This window comes from Halobacillus shinanisalinarum (assembly GCF_022919835.1).
GTDB classification, from domain to species: domain Bacteria; phylum Bacillota; class Bacilli; order Bacillales; family Halobacillaceae; genus Halobacillus_A; species Halobacillus_A shinanisalinarum.
Map to the genome: position 1 here is coordinate 1,565,512 of NZ_CP095074.1, position 16,584 is coordinate 1,582,095.

Genomic DNA, 16,584 nt, shown 5'->3' on the forward strand with positions numbered 1-16,584 from the left:
ATGAAGCAATCATTAATGAGCAATTTTTCTAAGCTTGGCCCGTTAATTGGTCTACTGTTAATTATAACCATTTTATCTTTCTTAAGCGATAACTTTTTTACCATTGATAACTTACTCAACCTTCTAAGGCAGATTTCTATTAATGCCCTGATTGCTTTTGGTATGACGTTCGTCATCTTAACAGGTGGAATTGACCTTTCTGTCGGGTCCATCCTAGCGTTTGGCAGTGCTTTAACAGCTGGTATGCTTGCTAGTGGCATGGATCCGTTACTTGCCGTATTAATTGGGTTATTAGCAGGATTTGCTATGGGAGCGGTAAATGGGTTTGTTATTACAAAAGGGAAAGTTGCCCCCTTTATTGCCACACTAGCCACGATGACGATCTTCCGCGGTGCTACGCTAGTTTATACAGAAGGGCGCCCCATCACAGGGTTATCAGACAGCTTCACATTTGAAATGATCGGTGGGGGTTATGTATTCGGCATCCCTTTTCCAGCAATAGTAATGCTTGTGGTTTTCGTCATCTTATTCTATATCTTGCGTAACACTGTTTTTGGTAGACAAGTATATTCCGTTGGTGGGAATGAAGAAGCTTCTATCCTATCAGGGATTAAAGCAGACCGCGTGAAAATATGGGTGTACTCGCTAACCGGGATGCTGTCCGTTTTAGGTGGAATCATTTTGACAAGTCGGTTAAATTCAGCTCAGCCGACAGCTGGAACCATGTACGAGCTTGATGCCATTGCTGCCGTTGTGCTTGGTGGGACAAGCCTTGCGGGTGGTCGAGGGCGAATCGTCGGTACGTTGATCGGTGCTTTAATTATTGGCGTACTTGATAATGGACTGAATTTATTAAACGTATCATCCTTCTATCAACAAATTGTCAAGGGTGGCGTCATTCTACTCGCTGTCTTGCTTGATCGCAAGTCTAACTAACAAACATGATGTTCTTCCATGAACATGATGATATAAAAATATTTCAAGGAGGAAATACACATGAGTAAATGGATCAAATCACTTGGACTCTTAGCTTTATTGTTGATCGTTGCTACAGCCTGCTCGACAGAACCACCAGGATCTTCCTCAGATGATTCCAGCGGAGAAAGCCAAGGATCTGAGGATGACACAGTTAAAATAGGACTTTCCATTTCAACTTTGAACAATCCGTTCTTTGTTTCATTGCGTGATGGTGCGCAAGCTGCTGCAAAGGAAGCCGGTTTCGAACTCCTAACGTCAGACGCTCAGAATGATTCAGCAACACAGGTTAGTGATATTGAAGACTTATTACAGCAAAATATTGATGTCCTACTGGTAAACCCTACGGATTCTGCAGCCATTGTTTCTGCCATAGAGTCAGCGAATAACGCTGATGTTCCTGTCATCACAGTTGACCGCAGTGCTGATGGTGGTGATGTCGTCTCACACATTGCTTCTGATAACGTAGCCGGCGGAGAAATGGCTGGAAAATTTATTGCAGAACAATTGGGTGAAGAAGGTAACGTTGTTGAGCTAGAAGGGATCCCTGGTGCATCAGCTACTCGTGAGCGTGGGAAAGGTTTTCACAATATTATTGATGGCATCGATGGGATTGAGGTCGTTGCCAATCAATCAGCGAACTTTGACCGTTCTGAAGGATTAACGGTTATGGAAAACATTTTACAGAGTACAGACGACATTGACGCTGTTTTTGCCCATAATGATGAAATGGCTTTAGGTGCTGTCCAAGCTTTAGAATCAAACAATTTGCTTGAAGATGTTACGGTTGTAGGCTTTGATGCCACGGATGATGCACGGGCAGCTGTTTCTGAAGGACGCATGGATGCTACTGTCGCCCAGCAGCCGAAGCTGATCGGTGAACAAGCGATTGAGACAGCTGGAAAAGTAGCAAACGGAGAAAGTGTGGATGAATTCATTCCTGTTGAACTGCAACTTGTAACAGAATAATAGGTGTAGGTTGTTAAATTTAAACCCCTTCAGGATGTACACCAACCTTAAAAATCATAAAGGAATCCCTTCTTTTCACTGGAGGGATTCTTTTACGTTTACTGTATAGCTATAAGCAGTGTCTCAATTTCATTGGGCACTCCAACTTCACTACTCATCCCATAATAGAATCCATGGAAAGTTACCAAGTGTATTGGGCACTTTTTCAGAACCTACATATGAGGGTTCAATCTTACAAATTCCGAAATTCTAAATAATCATCTTATACTAGACTTCTTCACTACAAGAAAAATTAAGCGATACAGCAGGCGAAAGGAGCGGTTCACTAACGAAAATTCGTTAGACTGTTTCTTGGTCAAGCAATTTGAACAATATAATCAGTGATTCGCGATTCGTTGCCATACTGGATAATCTATTAACATCATCATCAACCCCTTTATGTACGATTACAATCGCTGATATTCAGGAAGATCTATCATTATGTCGGGACCTCTCTAAAATTCTAGGTATTAACCAAAACCCTATGACAATACCTGCTTGCTATACTACTTCCCACTAAATTGCTTATGTTTATTCCCTCATTATTTATTAGTGTACTTAGTAAAAATGAGAAGGAAGCCAAAAAAGTCGCAGTTGAAAGGCTTATAGTGATACGCTTTTTTACACTCATAAGCCCCCTCCTCGATTGATCTAATTTGTTCTGCTTAACTGCCCGACAGCCGTATAAAAACAATAAAATGGACTGTATCTAAGCAGTCCGTTATTCAACTCTTGCGCTCGTTCGTTTTATAAGGTCAGCCAGTTATTAAAGTGTACCCTTTGTAAAGGACATTTTATATTTCTGGTTGACCTATGTTTAATAGGTTTTATTCTTGAGGTAGCCGGGGTAGGACGTTTGCGCCCGTGGGACTTGATCCCGTCATGAATACTGTCCACCCCCTACTTGTAGAAACATGTTTGAGGCTGGTTCGTATTGAAGAGTCCCCTTTTAATTTTCTAAAGTCTGCATTAAGGTGTAGAAATATTTTGCATCACCAGTATTAAAGTAGTTGTACCATGCCTCAAGGGTATCTTCAGAAAATACACCTAACTTCTCTAATACAATTCTAGCGAAAAGCAATCCACCTGCTGAACTACCTGTAATCAAACCTCCATCCGCAATTGCCTTCACATTTTTATAATATTGCTCACCTTTATAATTTGGACATACCATTTTAAGGAATTCAAGACTATTGCTAGTGTGAATACGTGCGTCCAATACTCCGACTTCGGCAAGAGTAGTTGTTGCTCCACATATTGCAGCGACTGTTGCCCCACATTCTAACAATTCCATAGCCTTTTCAATAATCGGAGTATGCTTCTGATCATCCCAAGTATCTGCTCCAGGTAACAATAAAACAGCTGAAGGCTCAGAAATAATTTCATCATCAGTTATGTCAGGCGTAACTGTTAAACCACCCATCGTTGTTATGGATTCCATTGTTGGACCCACAGTTTTCACAGAAACATTAGAACTCTGCTTTTTAAAGTATCGTCTGGAATGAAGTTCTGCCGTCACATATCCAAATTCCCAATCTGATAATCCATCCAACACGTAATTGTAAACGTTAATCATGATATCCCCTCCTTGACAACCGCTGTCAAATACATTTCTTATTCCGTTCTTGTGCCCATTCGTATTATAAGGTCAACCAGTAAATAACTGGCTGACCTATTTTTCATATTATGGAATATAGTCTATTTTTCAATAACGATTTACTTTCATCTTCTAATTGCTTTTGCGTAACGTTCAATTTTGTTTTTCTTCAGCTTCCCTTTTTGCTTGGGCTGCTTTTTTCTTTTCTTCAACTGCCTCTTCCTTCTCTTCCTCTGCTTCTTTCTTCTCTTCTTCTGATTCCTTAATCTTTTTATAACGCTGGCGCTGTCGGTAGCCATATGTGGAAGCCAGGACGACCTCTTCATTTTCAAGGGCAGACCCTAGCGCGCCGATAATGGTAGATATACTTGTCGCCGTCCAAGCAATGTAGAAGTAGTTGATATACCCTATACTTCCGGATAGCTGAGATTCCAGCATACCTATTGGAATCAGGAGGATGACGGCGACAGAAAACAGGAGGAATAATATGAAATAATACATGGTAACTGTGAAAAACAGTGTAAAAAAAGTCGCAGCATTGTATAACTTTCTTAAATAATCGGTCTCTCCATCAGCCTTTCTTTCCCATAACCGGTGCACCAGAATGATCCAAACGACCATGGCCAATATAGAAATGACCGAAAGCATGAACATTCGCCATGTGCTGTAATTATTACTGAGCTGCCATAATGTCGGAAAAACAAGGGCGTACGAACCTGTAGTAAACGCAATAATGATGACCTTCATAAAAGCTGGAAACATAGCCCATGGACGGTTAGCACGCACCATCCCCGTCAAAATTCGTAAGGCACCGCTCACTCGTGACTTTATGGTGAATCGAACATCGATCTTCGATTCATGCTCTGCCGGCGTTTCCCGCTGAATGGGAGACAGAAGCTCAAATGCCCGTTTCCCGACTAGCCTCGTAGATTTTTTATTTTTCAACTCTTCGTGTTTGTCACTGTCTTTAGCCTGAATTCGCTGTTCTGCCTGCTCCCGGTCCTCTTCTGAACTTCCATAGTACATCTCATTCACTAATTGTAAAATCGCTTCCCGTATGCGTTTGTACATCGGGGTAGACCCAAGACCGGGAAGGCTGATCAAGGCGACATTCTCCTCTTCATACGCCTCGGCGACAATCGGCTTCTTTCCTTTGAATAACGGTAAATCAGTGAGGCAGACCGCAAAATCCCATTCCTTATTTCTCCTTTTATCTAAGGTGGACTCCAGTACTTCCAATGAATTTTTCGTTCCCCCAGTTAGAGCGTCCTCTATATATTCCACGTTCCATTTGTATTTCTCACTCACATAATAATTGAGCAAATCAGGTAGTTCACTTTTTAAATCTTTTCCTAATTTATTCGGGTATCCCGGTGCTGTAATTAATCCTAACATTTTGGTTGATTTGCTCATATCTTCACCTCTCCTGCAACTATCAATTATTTTATACTATATAAGCCCCATGACTCAAAAGGGCTTTACTGTCAATCACTGCTTGCAAGCCTGCATAGACCTTTTCATTGAATTGAATCCCTAAATTTACCATGGTTTGGGCAACTTCAGGTCTTACTCCACTGAGCACGGCTTCGGCCCCAATGAGTTTTAAGGAGTCCATTACTTTAAAAATTTGCGCAGCAACCATCGTATCAATGATACTAACCCCCGACAGGTCTAAGATTAAACATTTTAATTTCATTTCAGAACATTTATCTAAAGCATTAAACATAAGATGTTGAGCACGATTGGTATCAATTTCCCCAATGACAGGGATAATACCTGTATCTTTTGTAAGCTGTACGACAGGAACTGATAACTCATCAATGGCGTATTTAGCTGTTTCAATACTCTGGTGATCCCTCATATAGGAACGACTAACGATCTGTACGGCTTGGTCCATGATCATATTAAATTCTCTAACGATGTTATAGAATTCCTTCAATGACATGTCTTGTTCAATCGCTACATCTCGAATGATATCACCGATAACATTCCGGTAATAATAAATTTGAGAAATTAGGCTTTTTTCATTGCTCCACTAAAGCGCCCTTTAGCTGAAGAAAATGTAATGTGCCTTTTAGAAAAAGGTGATAGAATGAAAGGGATTTTCAAATTCATAGGGGGATAACATGACTTTAAGATATAAATGTTTAATACTTGACCACGATGACACAGCAGTAAAAAGTACACCTGATATACATTATCCATCCTTTGTTCAAGCTTTAAAAGAGTTAAGACCTAATGATAAATCCATTACATTTGAAGAATTCGTTGGATACTGTTTTAATCCAGGGTTTTCTTCTTTATGTAAGGACATTATTCAATTCACAGAAATGGAACAACAACATCAGCAGGAAATATGGAAAAAGTACACCGAATCAACGGTACCAGATTTTTATGAGATGTTTCCTGAAACCATTCAAGAATTTAAGAAACAAGGTGGTATCGTGACTGTTGTTTCCCATTCAGAAAGAAGCCGAATTGAAAGAGACTACTCAGTACATTGCGGGTTTTTACCTGACGCAATCTTCGGCTGGGAACTTGAAGACCATCAGAGAAAGCCACATCCTTACCCGATCAAACAAATTTTAACCCGTTTTGATCTTCAAGAAACAGATGCCCTTGTGCTAGATGATCTTAAGCCAGGAATGTTGATGGCCAAAAGTTGCAACTTAGATTTTGCAGCTGCCGGATGGTCTCACAGTATCCCTGAAATAAAGCAATGGATGAAAGCAGAGTCTAATTATTACTTTGAAACAGTAAAGGATTTTAAAGATTTCATTTTCTTATAATTAATTTTGGGTAGGAAGTCTTGTATAACTATCCTGCCCTAAAGCTGAATAAAAACAGCAAAACGGACTGCACTTAGACAGTCCGTTATTCGAAAAACGCGCCCTTTAGCAGAAAACTTGATTTCAAGATAATCTTAAAAGACATAATACTGTTCTCCTACTATTGAGCCCTCATGTTAACAAGCAGAGAACTTCTATTAGCTGGTATTGTGGAACTATTCTTAACTTACTTTCAATCGAATTATGACGAGTTTAGTGATAACTGCCTCGAAAGGTGGCTTTCTAATCAATTATTTTTTAACTTCTTGATTATATCTTTGTTTGGTACCGGTTTATAAGCAGGTGGTTCTTCACCATTTCCACACGGCTCTAGATGTGTAAACATAAAATTTTCATGTTCATATATAAACTTCACATCTTTTTTATCAACTTTGCCCAAATGCTCATCGGCCGCATCCAAAGTCCCCATAAAACGTGGATCTGGTCCTACAATCAATTCTTTCAGCATTTCAGGGTGTTTTTTAAGATACGTTTTAATATCCTCTGGAAGATTATCGTAAACCCCTATATGGTGAGGTATGCCGTTTTTCATTATCTTGTTGACCTTTTCGCTGTTGATCTTCGGATCTTTCTCCGGCGCCACTTTCGTTGCTCCGTCGCTGCAAGCGGACAGTAGAACCAAAACGCTTACTCCAACGATTATCACTAAGTTTCTCACTATGTACTCTCCTTTATAGTTTAACTAGGTAAATCTTAACATGGGTTTTTTTGTGTTTCATCACCATGCGAAGTTATGAGGGTTATGTCGCCCTTATCACAAAGAAAGAGCGCAAGTCTTATTCCAGATTTGCGCCCTTTCATGAATATCTTAAATCTAGGAAATACGAAAAAAATTTTATTGCATTATTGCCGGAGGGTTACCACCTTCACCAAAAAAATATGCGAATACTGTAAAACTTAATATAAGAACTGCAATAATAATAACTGCTATAGATAAGGTTGGCATTCGATCGTTTTTGAACGAATGAAGACCAACAATTAAACTTGATAATCCTAACATTAGGCAAATAACAGCACCAGTAACACTATTCATTTTTGGTAGAAGAGCTCCAAAGAATAAGATTAAGAAAAATCCTTGTAGACCTATTCCAATCCAAGGGAAACTTCGAACCATTACTGGGTCACTTCCTTTTTAAACATCGCTAACTCTTAATTCCACAAACGCGCCCTTATACAGAAGACTTGATTTCAAGATAAATTATCTAAGAATGAGCATCAAGCTTCTATTAGCTGGTATAGTGGAACAAGCATTTTTGTTAGAAGCCATATTTTAATTCTTTCTGTCTACTTAGGCGACAAACAATTCCATATAAATTCTATGCTTAAAGCCTTTCATTTTTGAAAAACTTTCTTTTTTTCGCTTGGACTCTGTAACACCCATTTATATAATCGATAAGAATCTCATTATGTACACGCATTAAATTCGACACCTTTATAAGCATCTTCTGTACCTTGAACTTCTCTAAATGCTCTAACTTCAATTTCTAGTTTTATATTTTCACCTCCCTCAAAACTATTAATATATTTACCAATTAACCTCCAAAATGTTTCTTAGGAAATGCAAACTATGCACCTGTATGGGGAAAATGCACTTTTCTAAACCCCTGATAAAATAGCGTTCAAAGAAGTAAATTATAAAAACGTTTATAGCGAGAGCACACTCCAGTTACTTGCCCTACAGCCCTATTTCTCCTAAAAGTTAGCGGTTCATTTCACGTTGCAGTATTTCAAAAAATAACGTCACATGATAGCCATCTACTGTTGCATGATGAACCTTAATATTCACTGGCATCAGCAACTGTGAACCAACTTTTTCGTACTTTCCACTGGTAATCATTGGTGTTAGTTTATTTTTGTTAGCTCCTGGTTGAGATGAAAAATGTTCAAAATGCATCCAAGGAATTGATGAAATATTAACCACGTTGGGTGGAACAACTCCCATTGGTGCGATATCTGTTGTGTTTGCATACTCTTTTATAAGCTTTTTGTACTCACGGTCAACTGATTTGTAATCTGTTAATCCTTCCAACCATAAACTATAAAATAATTCTGTTTCTTGATTAAAGTTCGTAAACGTTGGTACTAATTCTTGCCATTCTACTAATTGCTTATCTATGTGGGCATACCTCATATTCGGAATCTTGTTAACCGATCTAGTCAAATTAAAAATAGAGTAAGCATAAAAACTTATAGATTCGTCTTTGCATTTTTTAACTGCTCGAGTAACATCAATTTTTACTGTCATTTCAAACGTTGTGTCTGTCGCCATAAAATAATCATAATAGTTTCTTCTTGGAAAACTTTCTAAATCAATGACTTGATAAGTTGTCACCTATTTCAACCTCTCATTTAATATATTCAATTATAATATCACTACATTGTTGGTAAGACAGCATTTTAGCGCTGTCTTACCAGCTACAGCATGTATAAAACTTTGCATAAATATCATCAAAATTTAATTTTGCCTTTTATGATAAACAAAGCCTTCATAAGTCATTTTAAGCCACTTAAGATCAAAATACGAAGTTAAAGAGGATTAAACGGTATCAATACTGTCGAATTTTCAGACCTAATAACGAAGCAAATTGTATCGCTTGAGACGTTGATACTATACATCCTTTTAAGTTCTCTATTGAAACAGTTAAAGAATCAAAATTGGATGAGCTTATATCAATTCCTTTTAATGGTGTCTCTTCAAAGCTCGCGCCATTAAGATTGCATGAAAGAAATTCTACTTTTTTAAGCTTACAGTCAAAAAGGTCAGCGCTTTCTAACGCTGCATCATCAAAAATCACCTTTTCAAGTTTTGAGTTACCGAACATAACCATATTAAGAATCGATCCCCTAAATCTTGTATTACCGATATAAGACTCTGTTAAGTTGCTGCCTAGCAACTTACAATTAAGAAATTCAACTCGATTCATCGAGGCATTACCCAAATTAGCATTGGATAAATCACAATTCTTAAAGCGCACATCGGTAAGATCAATCCTGCTAAAGTCGGTATTAACAAAGTTACAGTTTTTGATAACCGTTCGATAAAGTTGTAATCGATCTATGGACTCGTTATCAAATTGAGAATCTGTAACGAGGTACACTTCAAATTCTGGATCTTCTTCATAAAAAATATCTGTAAATTTTCTCTCCGTTAGATTTTCAGGGATCTTGGGTGTGTCAATCTTCACTGTATACCTACCTACTTTCAAAGGAATTTAATTCACTTATAAGGTCTCTGGATACAAACATAAAGGAACACACGTTCCTTTTCAAGACTTGACCTTTAAGCATTTTCTGATACACAGGATTATCTAGACGAATATCTTAACTGAAGTTGTTTTGAGTTCTAAGAAATACCTTATTAAGTTAAATGTCCCTTTAATGTAAAAAAGACGCGTTATTCGATAAACGCGCCCCTTTTGATTAAATACATTTCTTTACAATCAAGCTGAGGAAAAATCACCATTGTTCAACTGCCTATGTTTTACCCAATCAAATCAAAATCACCTTGAATTATCATTAATGTTTTTTATAGCTTTGGCAGGCACTCCTGCAACCACAGTATTCTCTGAGACATCCTTAGTGACAACTGCCCCTGCTGCTATAACAGAATTATCTCCAATAGTCACCCCAGGTAGAATAGTAGCGCTTGACCCAATCCATACATTCTCCCCGATTATGACAGGTGAGGGATATGTTGTGCTTCTTGTTTCTAAAGATAATCCATGATTCAGTGTATTGATCGTGACATTCATACCGATCTGTGAACCGTTGCCTATACTAATTCCGCCTCGATCTTGGAAGGAGCAACCTGTATTAAGAAATACGTTTTTCCCAATAGTGATGTTTTTGCCGAAGTCCGTATAAAATGGCGGAAAACACATAAAAGATGAATCAATTTTGTTACCTGTCAATTCACTAAAAATCTCTACGATTTTCCCTTTAGAATGATAAGATGTATTCAATTCCATAGTTATTCTTTGGGCTTCAAAACTACATTGAACTAATAGCCCATGTAATTCTTTATCCTCGCCAGAAATTGGGTTTCCTTTTCTACAAAAATCTATAAACTCTTTCATATCCATTTTTAAAAATCACCTACCCCTTTTTGCTGGTAATTTAACTACACTTCTGTTATTTGAGATGAATAATCACATCAATGGACGCATTTCTTACTCCGCGAAAATGCCCGTTAATTGAATATTTATTTTAATTACCAAATTAAATTATTTAAAAATGTAAGAATATCTTTGTTCACTTCTTCGATGTCTGAACCTATTGTCATCAAATGGGTGGAATTAGGATAACCTTTAATCGATTTTTGACTCGATGTAACACTTCGATATACAAAATTTGCACTCTCTTTGTACAGTAATTCATCTAATTCACCATAAAATATACTGATCGGTGAAGTAATACGAGCTAATTTAGCTATTGTCGCATCAATTAGCTGTTGAAACTCGACTAATGAAGCTACAGACATATTTTGAATCTGTGTCATTTCTAGATTTATTTGTTCTCCATTTTTCCCCTCAATTTGTTTGTATCTCTTTGCGTAATGGAAAACGCGCTCTTGTAATACAGCAACTTCCCGATGGGTTGGGACAGACATTGTCACAACACCATTTACGTTCAACTCTTGTCCAACCTTTAGTGCAAACACGCCACCGAGAGAAAGGCCAATCACAGCTATTTTCTTAAAACCTTCGTCTTTCAATAATTGATAGCCATTTAGTACATCTTTCCACCAATCTGAAGGTCCATATGTGATAAGTTCTTCTGCTGTTAAACCATGTCCACGATATAACGGTGCATGGCAAGAATATTTATTTTCTTGTAAATATCTCCCTAACTTTTTCATATCACTCGTATTGCTAGTAAACGAATGTAATAGTAGTACGGCTTTCTCTCCACCTTTATAGTAAAAAGACTTGGGAGGAACTATTTTCATCATTGTTTGAATCCCTTTCTTATCTTTATCTGCCCTATAGGTTATATCTCCTCACAATACCATACCAACCTTAACATAAATAACCATTTCGGCTTGGAAGTCTTATTCCATTATATGGCCCGATCGTATACATTAATAAAAGCGCAATCCTTTGCCCCAGAATTGCGCTCCGATAATTGAAAATAGTCTTATAACATCTACTTTAACAGATCTTTTTTATTTAAGCCTTGTACATTTTCCTGTGACTTTGTTTCTGCAAAATTACAATATACAATCAGAGTAATTACATTTAGAATAATAGTAACGATGAGAAGAACTGCTGCGACGAACACCTTAACACCCATTATGTCCATAAGAGCAGACCAATCCTCAATCTTTACACGATTATAGCTATTGAAAATTTGGAAAAATAGTGAAATAGCACAAGCACTCATGCTCATAATGGACAATGCAACCCAATTATTATGAGCATGCTTTGTATACCGCATGAGAAAAAGGCTACGGAACTAGAAGTTGTAATCGTATGGACCGAAAAGGGTAGCGAAGGCAGGCCTTTAAAAGAAACATTTACGTTTACTGAATAACTTTTGTAACCACAAACAGGGCGCTTTACCTATATTCAAGGAAAGCACCCTTTAACGGAACATCTATTTAGTATTTACCAAGATAATATTTTGTCTCACTTAAATTGACAAATCAAATGATAAAAACTCAGGCAGTTCTTGTTCATGCTTGTCGAGCATAATCTGTTCCGGCTTGATGCCCTGCTCACGCAGTACTTCAATGTTCTGCACGAGGAATTCGTCGCTGCCGACAACATAGAAGAGTCCATCCTTGTCTGCAGCAAGATTTTTCACTTCTTCATAGTAGTCTTTACGGTTATCGACGAACTGTGATACGAACTTCTTGTCAGGTGCGGATTCAAAAATATCAGTGAATAAGAAATCTTTTGATGAATCGATGTTCAGGGAATGAATTTGATTGACGTTGTCATCACGTTCGAAATAATCAAGTACAAGCGGTCTGAAAGTTGCCAGGCCGACACCTGATGACAACAGGTAAACATTTTTGTCTTCCCTTTTAAGCGGTACATTCGAATGAGTTTTAAATATTGCAACTTCATTGCCGACTTCAAGATTTCTTAAAATCGTTTTAAACTCAGAGCACTGCTCTCTGATACGTGTTGTGATACCGATTGAATTTTCGTGCGGTAAAGTGGAGATTGACATATGGCGAATCAAGCTGCGGTTTGGTTTATCTCCGGCATTAAAGCCTTCCAGTGCGAAGTGGGTGTGGGAACCTTCTTCCCATGTAAAGTCTTCCGGACAGTCGAGCAGGTACGTTTTAACCTCAGGTGTTTCTTCAATAATCTTATTTATTTTAGTCCAGTATATTTGCATTATATATTCTCCTTACTCAATTATATGTATCGTTACTATCTAATATACAATAAGTGATAACAATTCTCAATTAAACGGATTGATTATTTCAGATAATTCAGGAACGGCAAAACCACTATCTCTTTCGTAATCAACATTTTTTTGTAATCTACTTTCAAAAGTATTTTTCTAGATGATCGCCTTATTCCTCAAGAATGACCGCCGATCCTTATTCCAGATAAGCGCCCGTAACGGAACAATTTTTAAAAATAAAAGGCGGGTCTGCTTAAAACAGACCCGCCTTTTATCTATTGCTCAAAAATATCTAACTCTGATAGTGTGTTTTTAAGTTTATAGCATCCCACCGTAAATACCCAGGAAGTCCCTGGACTACCAGACCCCGTTTCATATAGTGGCCTGTCTATACATATTCGTGATATTCGTTGGGGTCCTGCCCTTCTACACGGCCGGCTTCCCCTTTATCCAATGAATCAATTGTTTCAATATCCTCAGGGGTTAATTCAAAGTTGGTATTATTGATATTATCTTTTTGATGCTTTGGATTACTCGATTTTGGAACAGCAAATACGCCGGCCTGATAGTTCCAGTTTAAAATGATCTGTGCCGGAGTTTTATCGTATTTATCCGCAATTTCTTTAATTGTGGCATTTTGCAGCACATCATTCAGATAACCCCGACCAAAAGGGCTCCAGGATTCAGTAAGAATACCCCGTTTTTCATCTTCTTCAACCATACGGTTATTATTAAAATACGGATGACGCTCCACCTGGTTTGTAGCAGGAGTCACACCTGTTTCTGCGATAATGTTGTCCAGATGTTCTGGTTCAAAGTTTGAAACACCGATAGTTCTGATTAATCCTTGTTTCTGAGCATCCACTAAAGCCTTCCAAGCTTCTACATATTTGCCGTCTTTGGGATTAGGCCAATGAATTAAATACTTGTCAAAATATTTTAATCCAGTGCGGCGTAAAGATTCCTGAATAAAGATAAACGCCTTATCGTATTCATGGTAAGAGCCAGGCAATTTCGTACTGATTAAAATTTCTTCTCTGGGCAGTGCGGATCGACGCACAGCTTCACCGACAATACCTTCATTATCATAGTTTGTTGAAGTATCGATTAAACGATACCCTGTGTTTAAGGCGTTTAAAATTTCAAATGTACCCTGATCACCGTTAATGCCGATCGTGCCTAATCCCACAAGTGGAAGCACTGAGCCATCATTTAGAATAAAACTGTTATTACCAATAGTCAAAGTCACATCTCCTTTAAAACCTTTATAATGTAAGTTGATAATGATAGAAAAAGATATTTCCTTCACGTCTGCCAATATAAAACCAACAGGCTGTCTTCACCAAACAGTGGTCCCGGTTAAAGTAGCTGCCGGTCAATCGTCAAGCTCAATCACATTACAGTGTTTCATTTCATCTCTAACTGAGAAGTCCATAATTAATATACCCAATTAAAAAAAATCCTACACCACTAATCGTAACTGATTGATGGAGTGAGGACCTCTTCGTAATAAATCATTTTATACATTCGAGCCGGCACAAATTAGAGCATAAAAAGAGTTTTCGAACTGGCGAGCAATGAGCAATCGCAATGATGTCTCTATTTTACTTCGCCATCAGGGGGCGCAAGACTGAACGAGCATTCCAATGGTCTGTTTCGGAAATAAAGCTTCCCCAAGCATATGGATTTCAACAGGGTAGATCAGCATTTCGTTACTTCAGCAACCGACAGGCGGAACCACGTACCCAAAAAGTCCTTGGACTACCAGACACCGTTGGAAGTATTTATGAGCTATATGGATGTAGGCAGGTTGTCTAGCTTATTTTGACAAACGAAGCCTTTAAATGTTGACAGCTATTAGCTGGTATTATGGAATAGCGTTATTACCATATTTTCGTCATTTCTCACAATGCATTACTCAAGAATCTGGCCCGCTTGCGGTATAACCGTATATTACCTTTACCACAAGAAACCCCTTAGACAAATTACATCCAAAGAGGTAAAGCATCGCAACTTTATTCCAAATCTACATAAAACGGTTCACTTCACCCGAGGAAACTGACATCACATCACTTGTTTGATAGATTCCATTCCGTATTTGATTGAAGCTGCCCCCTTTGATAACCGTCAATACGAATACCATCAAGCCCCGAACTGGAAAGCAACGGATTCAATGTATTGATTCATGGAAACGTTCGAATCGCCTCATCTTGTCCATTAAAGGAATCCTCCAAATCAATGATGGCTTTTATACTGGTTTTCACCTGATGAAGTATTTAACGTTTTTTTGAAAATGTCATAGGAGTAGAGATCACTTATAGTTGCTCCTTAGGGTTACTCCAAGGTACGAGTAAAATACGACGTTAAGTTATACCATGGAGTAACAAACCCCTTTCAAAATGGGAAAATACGGAATAATAAAAACATCAGGAATTAGTAAATGTACGGCTATAAGGTGTGTAAGAAGTGAAAGTGAAACTTATTCCGGATCTTTTGTTTTAGCGAGTTTATGTTTATCTATCGTTCCCGGTGGTTGTTCTAAGCATCCATTACTAATCATGAGATCGGCCCCATCTTTCGCAAAGCGAGCGATCTCTAAAGAGAGCCGTTCATAATTTACCATAAGGTCGTTTCTTTGACTTGCAGCTGCTGCGGTTGCGTAATTCCCAGTCCCTGCCCCACTTAATAAACCCATATGAAAAAGAGCTAGTTTATCTGAAAATGGTGGCGTGGTTGAATCTGTTATACTCACATCAGATGAAGCAGGTGGCTGTATGTTGTTGTTCATAAGCGCCTTCATAAAGATCTCAACATGTTTTTTTGAAATATCTGCTCCTCTCAACATCCATTTTTGAACCTGTTCATTCGGTGAAGTTTGAGCAAAACTAAGAGCTAATTTATTTCCTATCATGTTGGTTTGAATGTTCATGAATAAATGAGATATTTCAACTGTGTTTAATGGCCGTTGCTTACCGACAACAGAATACCCATTTAAATATTTCTTTGAATCTACAAAATCCGTTCTTGTGGGATAGGCAATATATGGCGCTCTAACAAATAAGCCTTTTGAAAGGAGTACGTCTGAACTATTATCGTACAAATCAGACGTTTCTTGCAGTCCTTCCATGAAATAGGCTCTTATATCTTTTCGAGCACTCATAGCCATAAAGCTGCTGTAGGCAAGTAATCCCACCTTAGCCATATGATTGATGTAATGTAGCATAAACATGTCAGTAAAAAGTTTAGGGGCATTTCCATTTAAATCATGTTCTTTTGTAAAACCTGTCGGCAGCGGTAGCTCTTCAAGCTGGAAGATACTTGTTAGCTTCTTTATGTGAGTAGATGAAATGTCATAAGCAAACTGAACAATAGATCGAATTTCATCATCTTCTACATGTTTGAGAAAATAACTTAATACACATTTGGACATACTATCATTCATATACGAACTCCAAATAGAAGCTAATTCAGAAGAAGTTAGCTTTGTACGATTTTCCGTCATAATTAAATTCCTCCAAAGAATAGGTATGGATTTATTCTTTGCGAAAAACTGTATATTATTACGATCAAATCCTGTGGAACTCTATATGGGATTTTATAGGTTTTGTACTTGCGGTAGCGCCAACGTCAACTTTTTATCACATATGACATATACCTTTTTATGGAAAACACAGGATAAGTCAATCTACATAGTTGATCTTTAAGGCACAAAAAACAGACACTCCTTCGTCACGCAAAAGAGTGTCCATTTTTATGATGGGATTGAGGTCTTTCTTAAGATAAAGAGGATGACGA

The 16,584-nt window shown here is 37.9% G+C and carries 15 protein-coding genes and 2 pseudogenes; 5 read left to right on the forward strand and 12 right to left on the reverse strand.

Annotated elements, in window-relative coordinates; all coding sequences use genetic code 11:
• Positions 1–936 (forward strand): ribose ABC transporter permease, encoded by a 936-nt coding sequence (gene rbsC, locus MUO14_RS07820; protein WP_244754682.1) that lies wholly within the window; start codon positions 1–3, stop codon positions 934–936.
• Between the two features lie 60 nt (positions 937–996).
• Positions 997–1,944, forward strand: coding sequence for a ribose ABC transporter substrate-binding protein RbsB (gene rbsB, locus MUO14_RS07825; RefSeq protein ID WP_244754683.1), 948 nt, complete (start codon positions 997–999; stop codon positions 1,942–1,944).
• Positions 1,945–2,932: 988 nt separating this feature from the next.
• Here the strand turns inward: rbsB and MUO14_RS07830 are convergent.
• From MUO14_RS07830 to MUO14_RS07840, 3 genes are all read right to left on the reverse strand, one after another.
• A complete protein-coding gene (locus tag MUO14_RS07830; RefSeq protein WP_244754684.1) occupies positions 2,933–3,559 on the reverse strand; it encodes a DJ-1/PfpI family protein in 627 nt (208 codons plus the stop codon).
• A 174-nt stretch (positions 3,560–3,733) separates the two neighbouring features.
• On the reverse strand, positions 3,734–4,993 hold the full coding sequence (locus MUO14_RS07835; protein WP_244754685.1) for a hypothetical protein: 1,260 nt from the start codon (positions 4,991–4,993) through the stop codon (positions 3,734–3,736).
• A 31-nt stretch (positions 4,994–5,024) separates the two neighbouring features.
• Complete coding sequence (locus tag MUO14_RS07840) at positions 5,025–5,483, reverse strand: STAS domain-containing protein (RefSeq protein WP_244754686.1); 459 nt, start codon at positions 5,481–5,483, stop codon at positions 5,025–5,027.
• Positions 5,484–5,706: 223 nt separating this feature from the next.
• Between MUO14_RS07840 and MUO14_RS07845 the strand changes: the two genes are divergently transcribed.
• The gene (locus MUO14_RS07845; RefSeq protein ID WP_244754687.1) at positions 5,707–6,369 is read left to right on the forward strand and encodes an HAD family hydrolase; all 663 of its coding nucleotides are present in this window, start codon (positions 5,707–5,709) and stop codon (positions 6,367–6,369) included.
• Positions 6,370–6,655: 286 nt separating this feature from the next.
• Here the strand turns inward: MUO14_RS07845 and MUO14_RS07850 are convergent, their stop codons facing one another.
• The 6 genes from MUO14_RS07850 to MUO14_RS07875 form a co-directional block, all read right to left on the reverse strand.
• Positions 6,656–7,087: a hypothetical protein gene (locus MUO14_RS07850; protein WP_244754688.1), complete on the reverse strand. Its 432-nt coding sequence runs from the start codon at positions 7,085–7,087 to the stop codon at positions 6,656–6,658.
• Positions 7,088–7,264: 177 nt separating this feature from the next.
• Positions 7,265–7,543 carry a hypothetical protein gene (locus MUO14_RS07855; protein ID WP_244754689.1) on the reverse strand — a complete coding sequence of 93 codons (279 nt, stop codon included), beginning with the start codon at positions 7,541–7,543 and terminating at the stop codon, positions 7,265–7,267.
• Positions 7,544–8,128: 585 nt separating this feature from the next.
• Positions 8,129–8,761 (reverse strand): CatA-like O-acetyltransferase, encoded by a 633-nt coding sequence (locus tag MUO14_RS07860; RefSeq protein WP_244754690.1) that lies wholly within the window; start codon positions 8,759–8,761, stop codon positions 8,129–8,131.
• A 214-nt stretch (positions 8,762–8,975) separates the two neighbouring features.
• Positions 8,976–9,614 carry a pentapeptide repeat-containing protein gene (locus MUO14_RS07865; RefSeq protein WP_244754691.1) on the reverse strand — a complete coding sequence of 213 codons (639 nt, stop codon included), beginning with the start codon at positions 9,612–9,614 and terminating at the stop codon, positions 8,976–8,978.
• Positions 9,615–9,929: 315 nt separating this feature from the next.
• On the reverse strand, positions 9,930–10,511 hold the full coding sequence (locus tag MUO14_RS07870) for a sugar O-acetyltransferase (protein WP_244754692.1): 582 nt from the start codon (positions 10,509–10,511) through the stop codon (positions 9,930–9,932).
• A gap of 128 nt (positions 10,512–10,639) precedes the next feature.
• Positions 10,640–11,380 (reverse strand): alpha/beta hydrolase, encoded by a 741-nt coding sequence (locus MUO14_RS07875; protein ID WP_244754693.1) that lies wholly within the window; start codon positions 11,378–11,380, stop codon positions 10,640–10,642.
• Between the two features lie 491 nt (positions 11,381–11,871).
• Here MUO14_RS07875 and MUO14_RS07880 point away from each other — a divergent pair.
• Positions 11,872–11,961, forward strand: a pseudogene (locus MUO14_RS07880) (hypothetical protein); the annotation flags it as partial.
• Between the two features lie 99 nt (positions 11,962–12,060).
• Here MUO14_RS07880 and MUO14_RS07885 read toward each other — a convergent pair.
• Positions 12,061–12,777, reverse strand: a complete 717-nt coding sequence (locus MUO14_RS07885; protein ID WP_244754694.1) for a dihydropteridine reductase — start codon at positions 12,775–12,777, stop codon at positions 12,061–12,063.
• Between the two features lie 400 nt (positions 12,778–13,177).
• The gene (locus tag MUO14_RS07890; protein WP_244754695.1) at positions 13,178–14,032 is read right to left on the reverse strand and encodes an aldo/keto reductase; all 855 of its coding nucleotides are present in this window, start codon (positions 14,030–14,032) and stop codon (positions 13,178–13,180) included.
• 310 nt (positions 14,033–14,342) lie between these two features.
• Here MUO14_RS07890 and MUO14_RS07895 point away from each other — a divergent pair.
• Positions 14,343–14,617, forward strand: a pseudogene (locus tag MUO14_RS07895) (IS30 family transposase); the annotation flags it as partial.
• Between the two features lie 651 nt (positions 14,618–15,268).
• Here MUO14_RS07895 and MUO14_RS07900 read toward each other — a convergent pair.
• On the reverse strand, positions 15,269–16,291 hold the full coding sequence (locus tag MUO14_RS07900; protein ID WP_244754696.1) for a DUF3231 family protein: 1,023 nt from the start codon (positions 16,289–16,291) through the stop codon (positions 15,269–15,271).
• Positions 16,292–16,584: the final 293 nt, after the last annotated feature.

Coding starts and splice junctions, on each gene's coding strand:
- rbsC (WP_244754682.1), top strand. CDS start 1: ATGAAGCAATCATTAATGAGCAATTTTTCTAAGCTTGGCCCGTTAATT.
- rbsB (WP_244754683.1), top strand. CDS start 997: ATGAGTAAATGGATCAAATCACTTGGACTCTTAGCTTTATTGTTGATC.
- MUO14_RS07830 (WP_244754684.1), bottom strand. CDS start 3,559: ATGATTAACGTTTACAATTACGTGTTGGATGGATTATCAGATTGGGAA.
- MUO14_RS07835 (WP_244754685.1), bottom strand. CDS start 4,993: ATGAGCAAATCAACCAAAATGTTAGGATTAATTACAGCACCGGGATAC.
- MUO14_RS07840 (WP_244754686.1), bottom strand. CDS start 5,483: ATGATCATGGACCAAGCCGTACAGATCGTTAGTCGTTCCTATATGAGG.
- MUO14_RS07845 (WP_244754687.1), top strand. CDS start 5,707: ATGACTTTAAGATATAAATGTTTAATACTTGACCACGATGACACAGCA.
- MUO14_RS07855 (WP_244754689.1), bottom strand. CDS start 7,543: ATGGTTCGAAGTTTCCCTTGGATTGGAATAGGTCTACAAGGATTTTTC.
- MUO14_RS07870 (WP_244754692.1), bottom strand. CDS start 10,511: ATGGATATGAAAGAGTTTATAGATTTTTGTAGAAAAGGAAACCCAATT.
- MUO14_RS07875 (WP_244754693.1), bottom strand. CDS start 11,380: ATGATGAAAATAGTTCCTCCCAAGTCTTTTTACTATAAAGGTGGAGAG.
- MUO14_RS07885 (WP_244754694.1), bottom strand. CDS start 12,777: ATGCAAATATACTGGACTAAAATAAATAAGATTATTGAAGAAACACCT.
- MUO14_RS07900 (WP_244754696.1), bottom strand. CDS start 16,291: ATGACGGAAAATCGTACAAAGCTAACTTCTTCTGAATTAGCTTCTATT.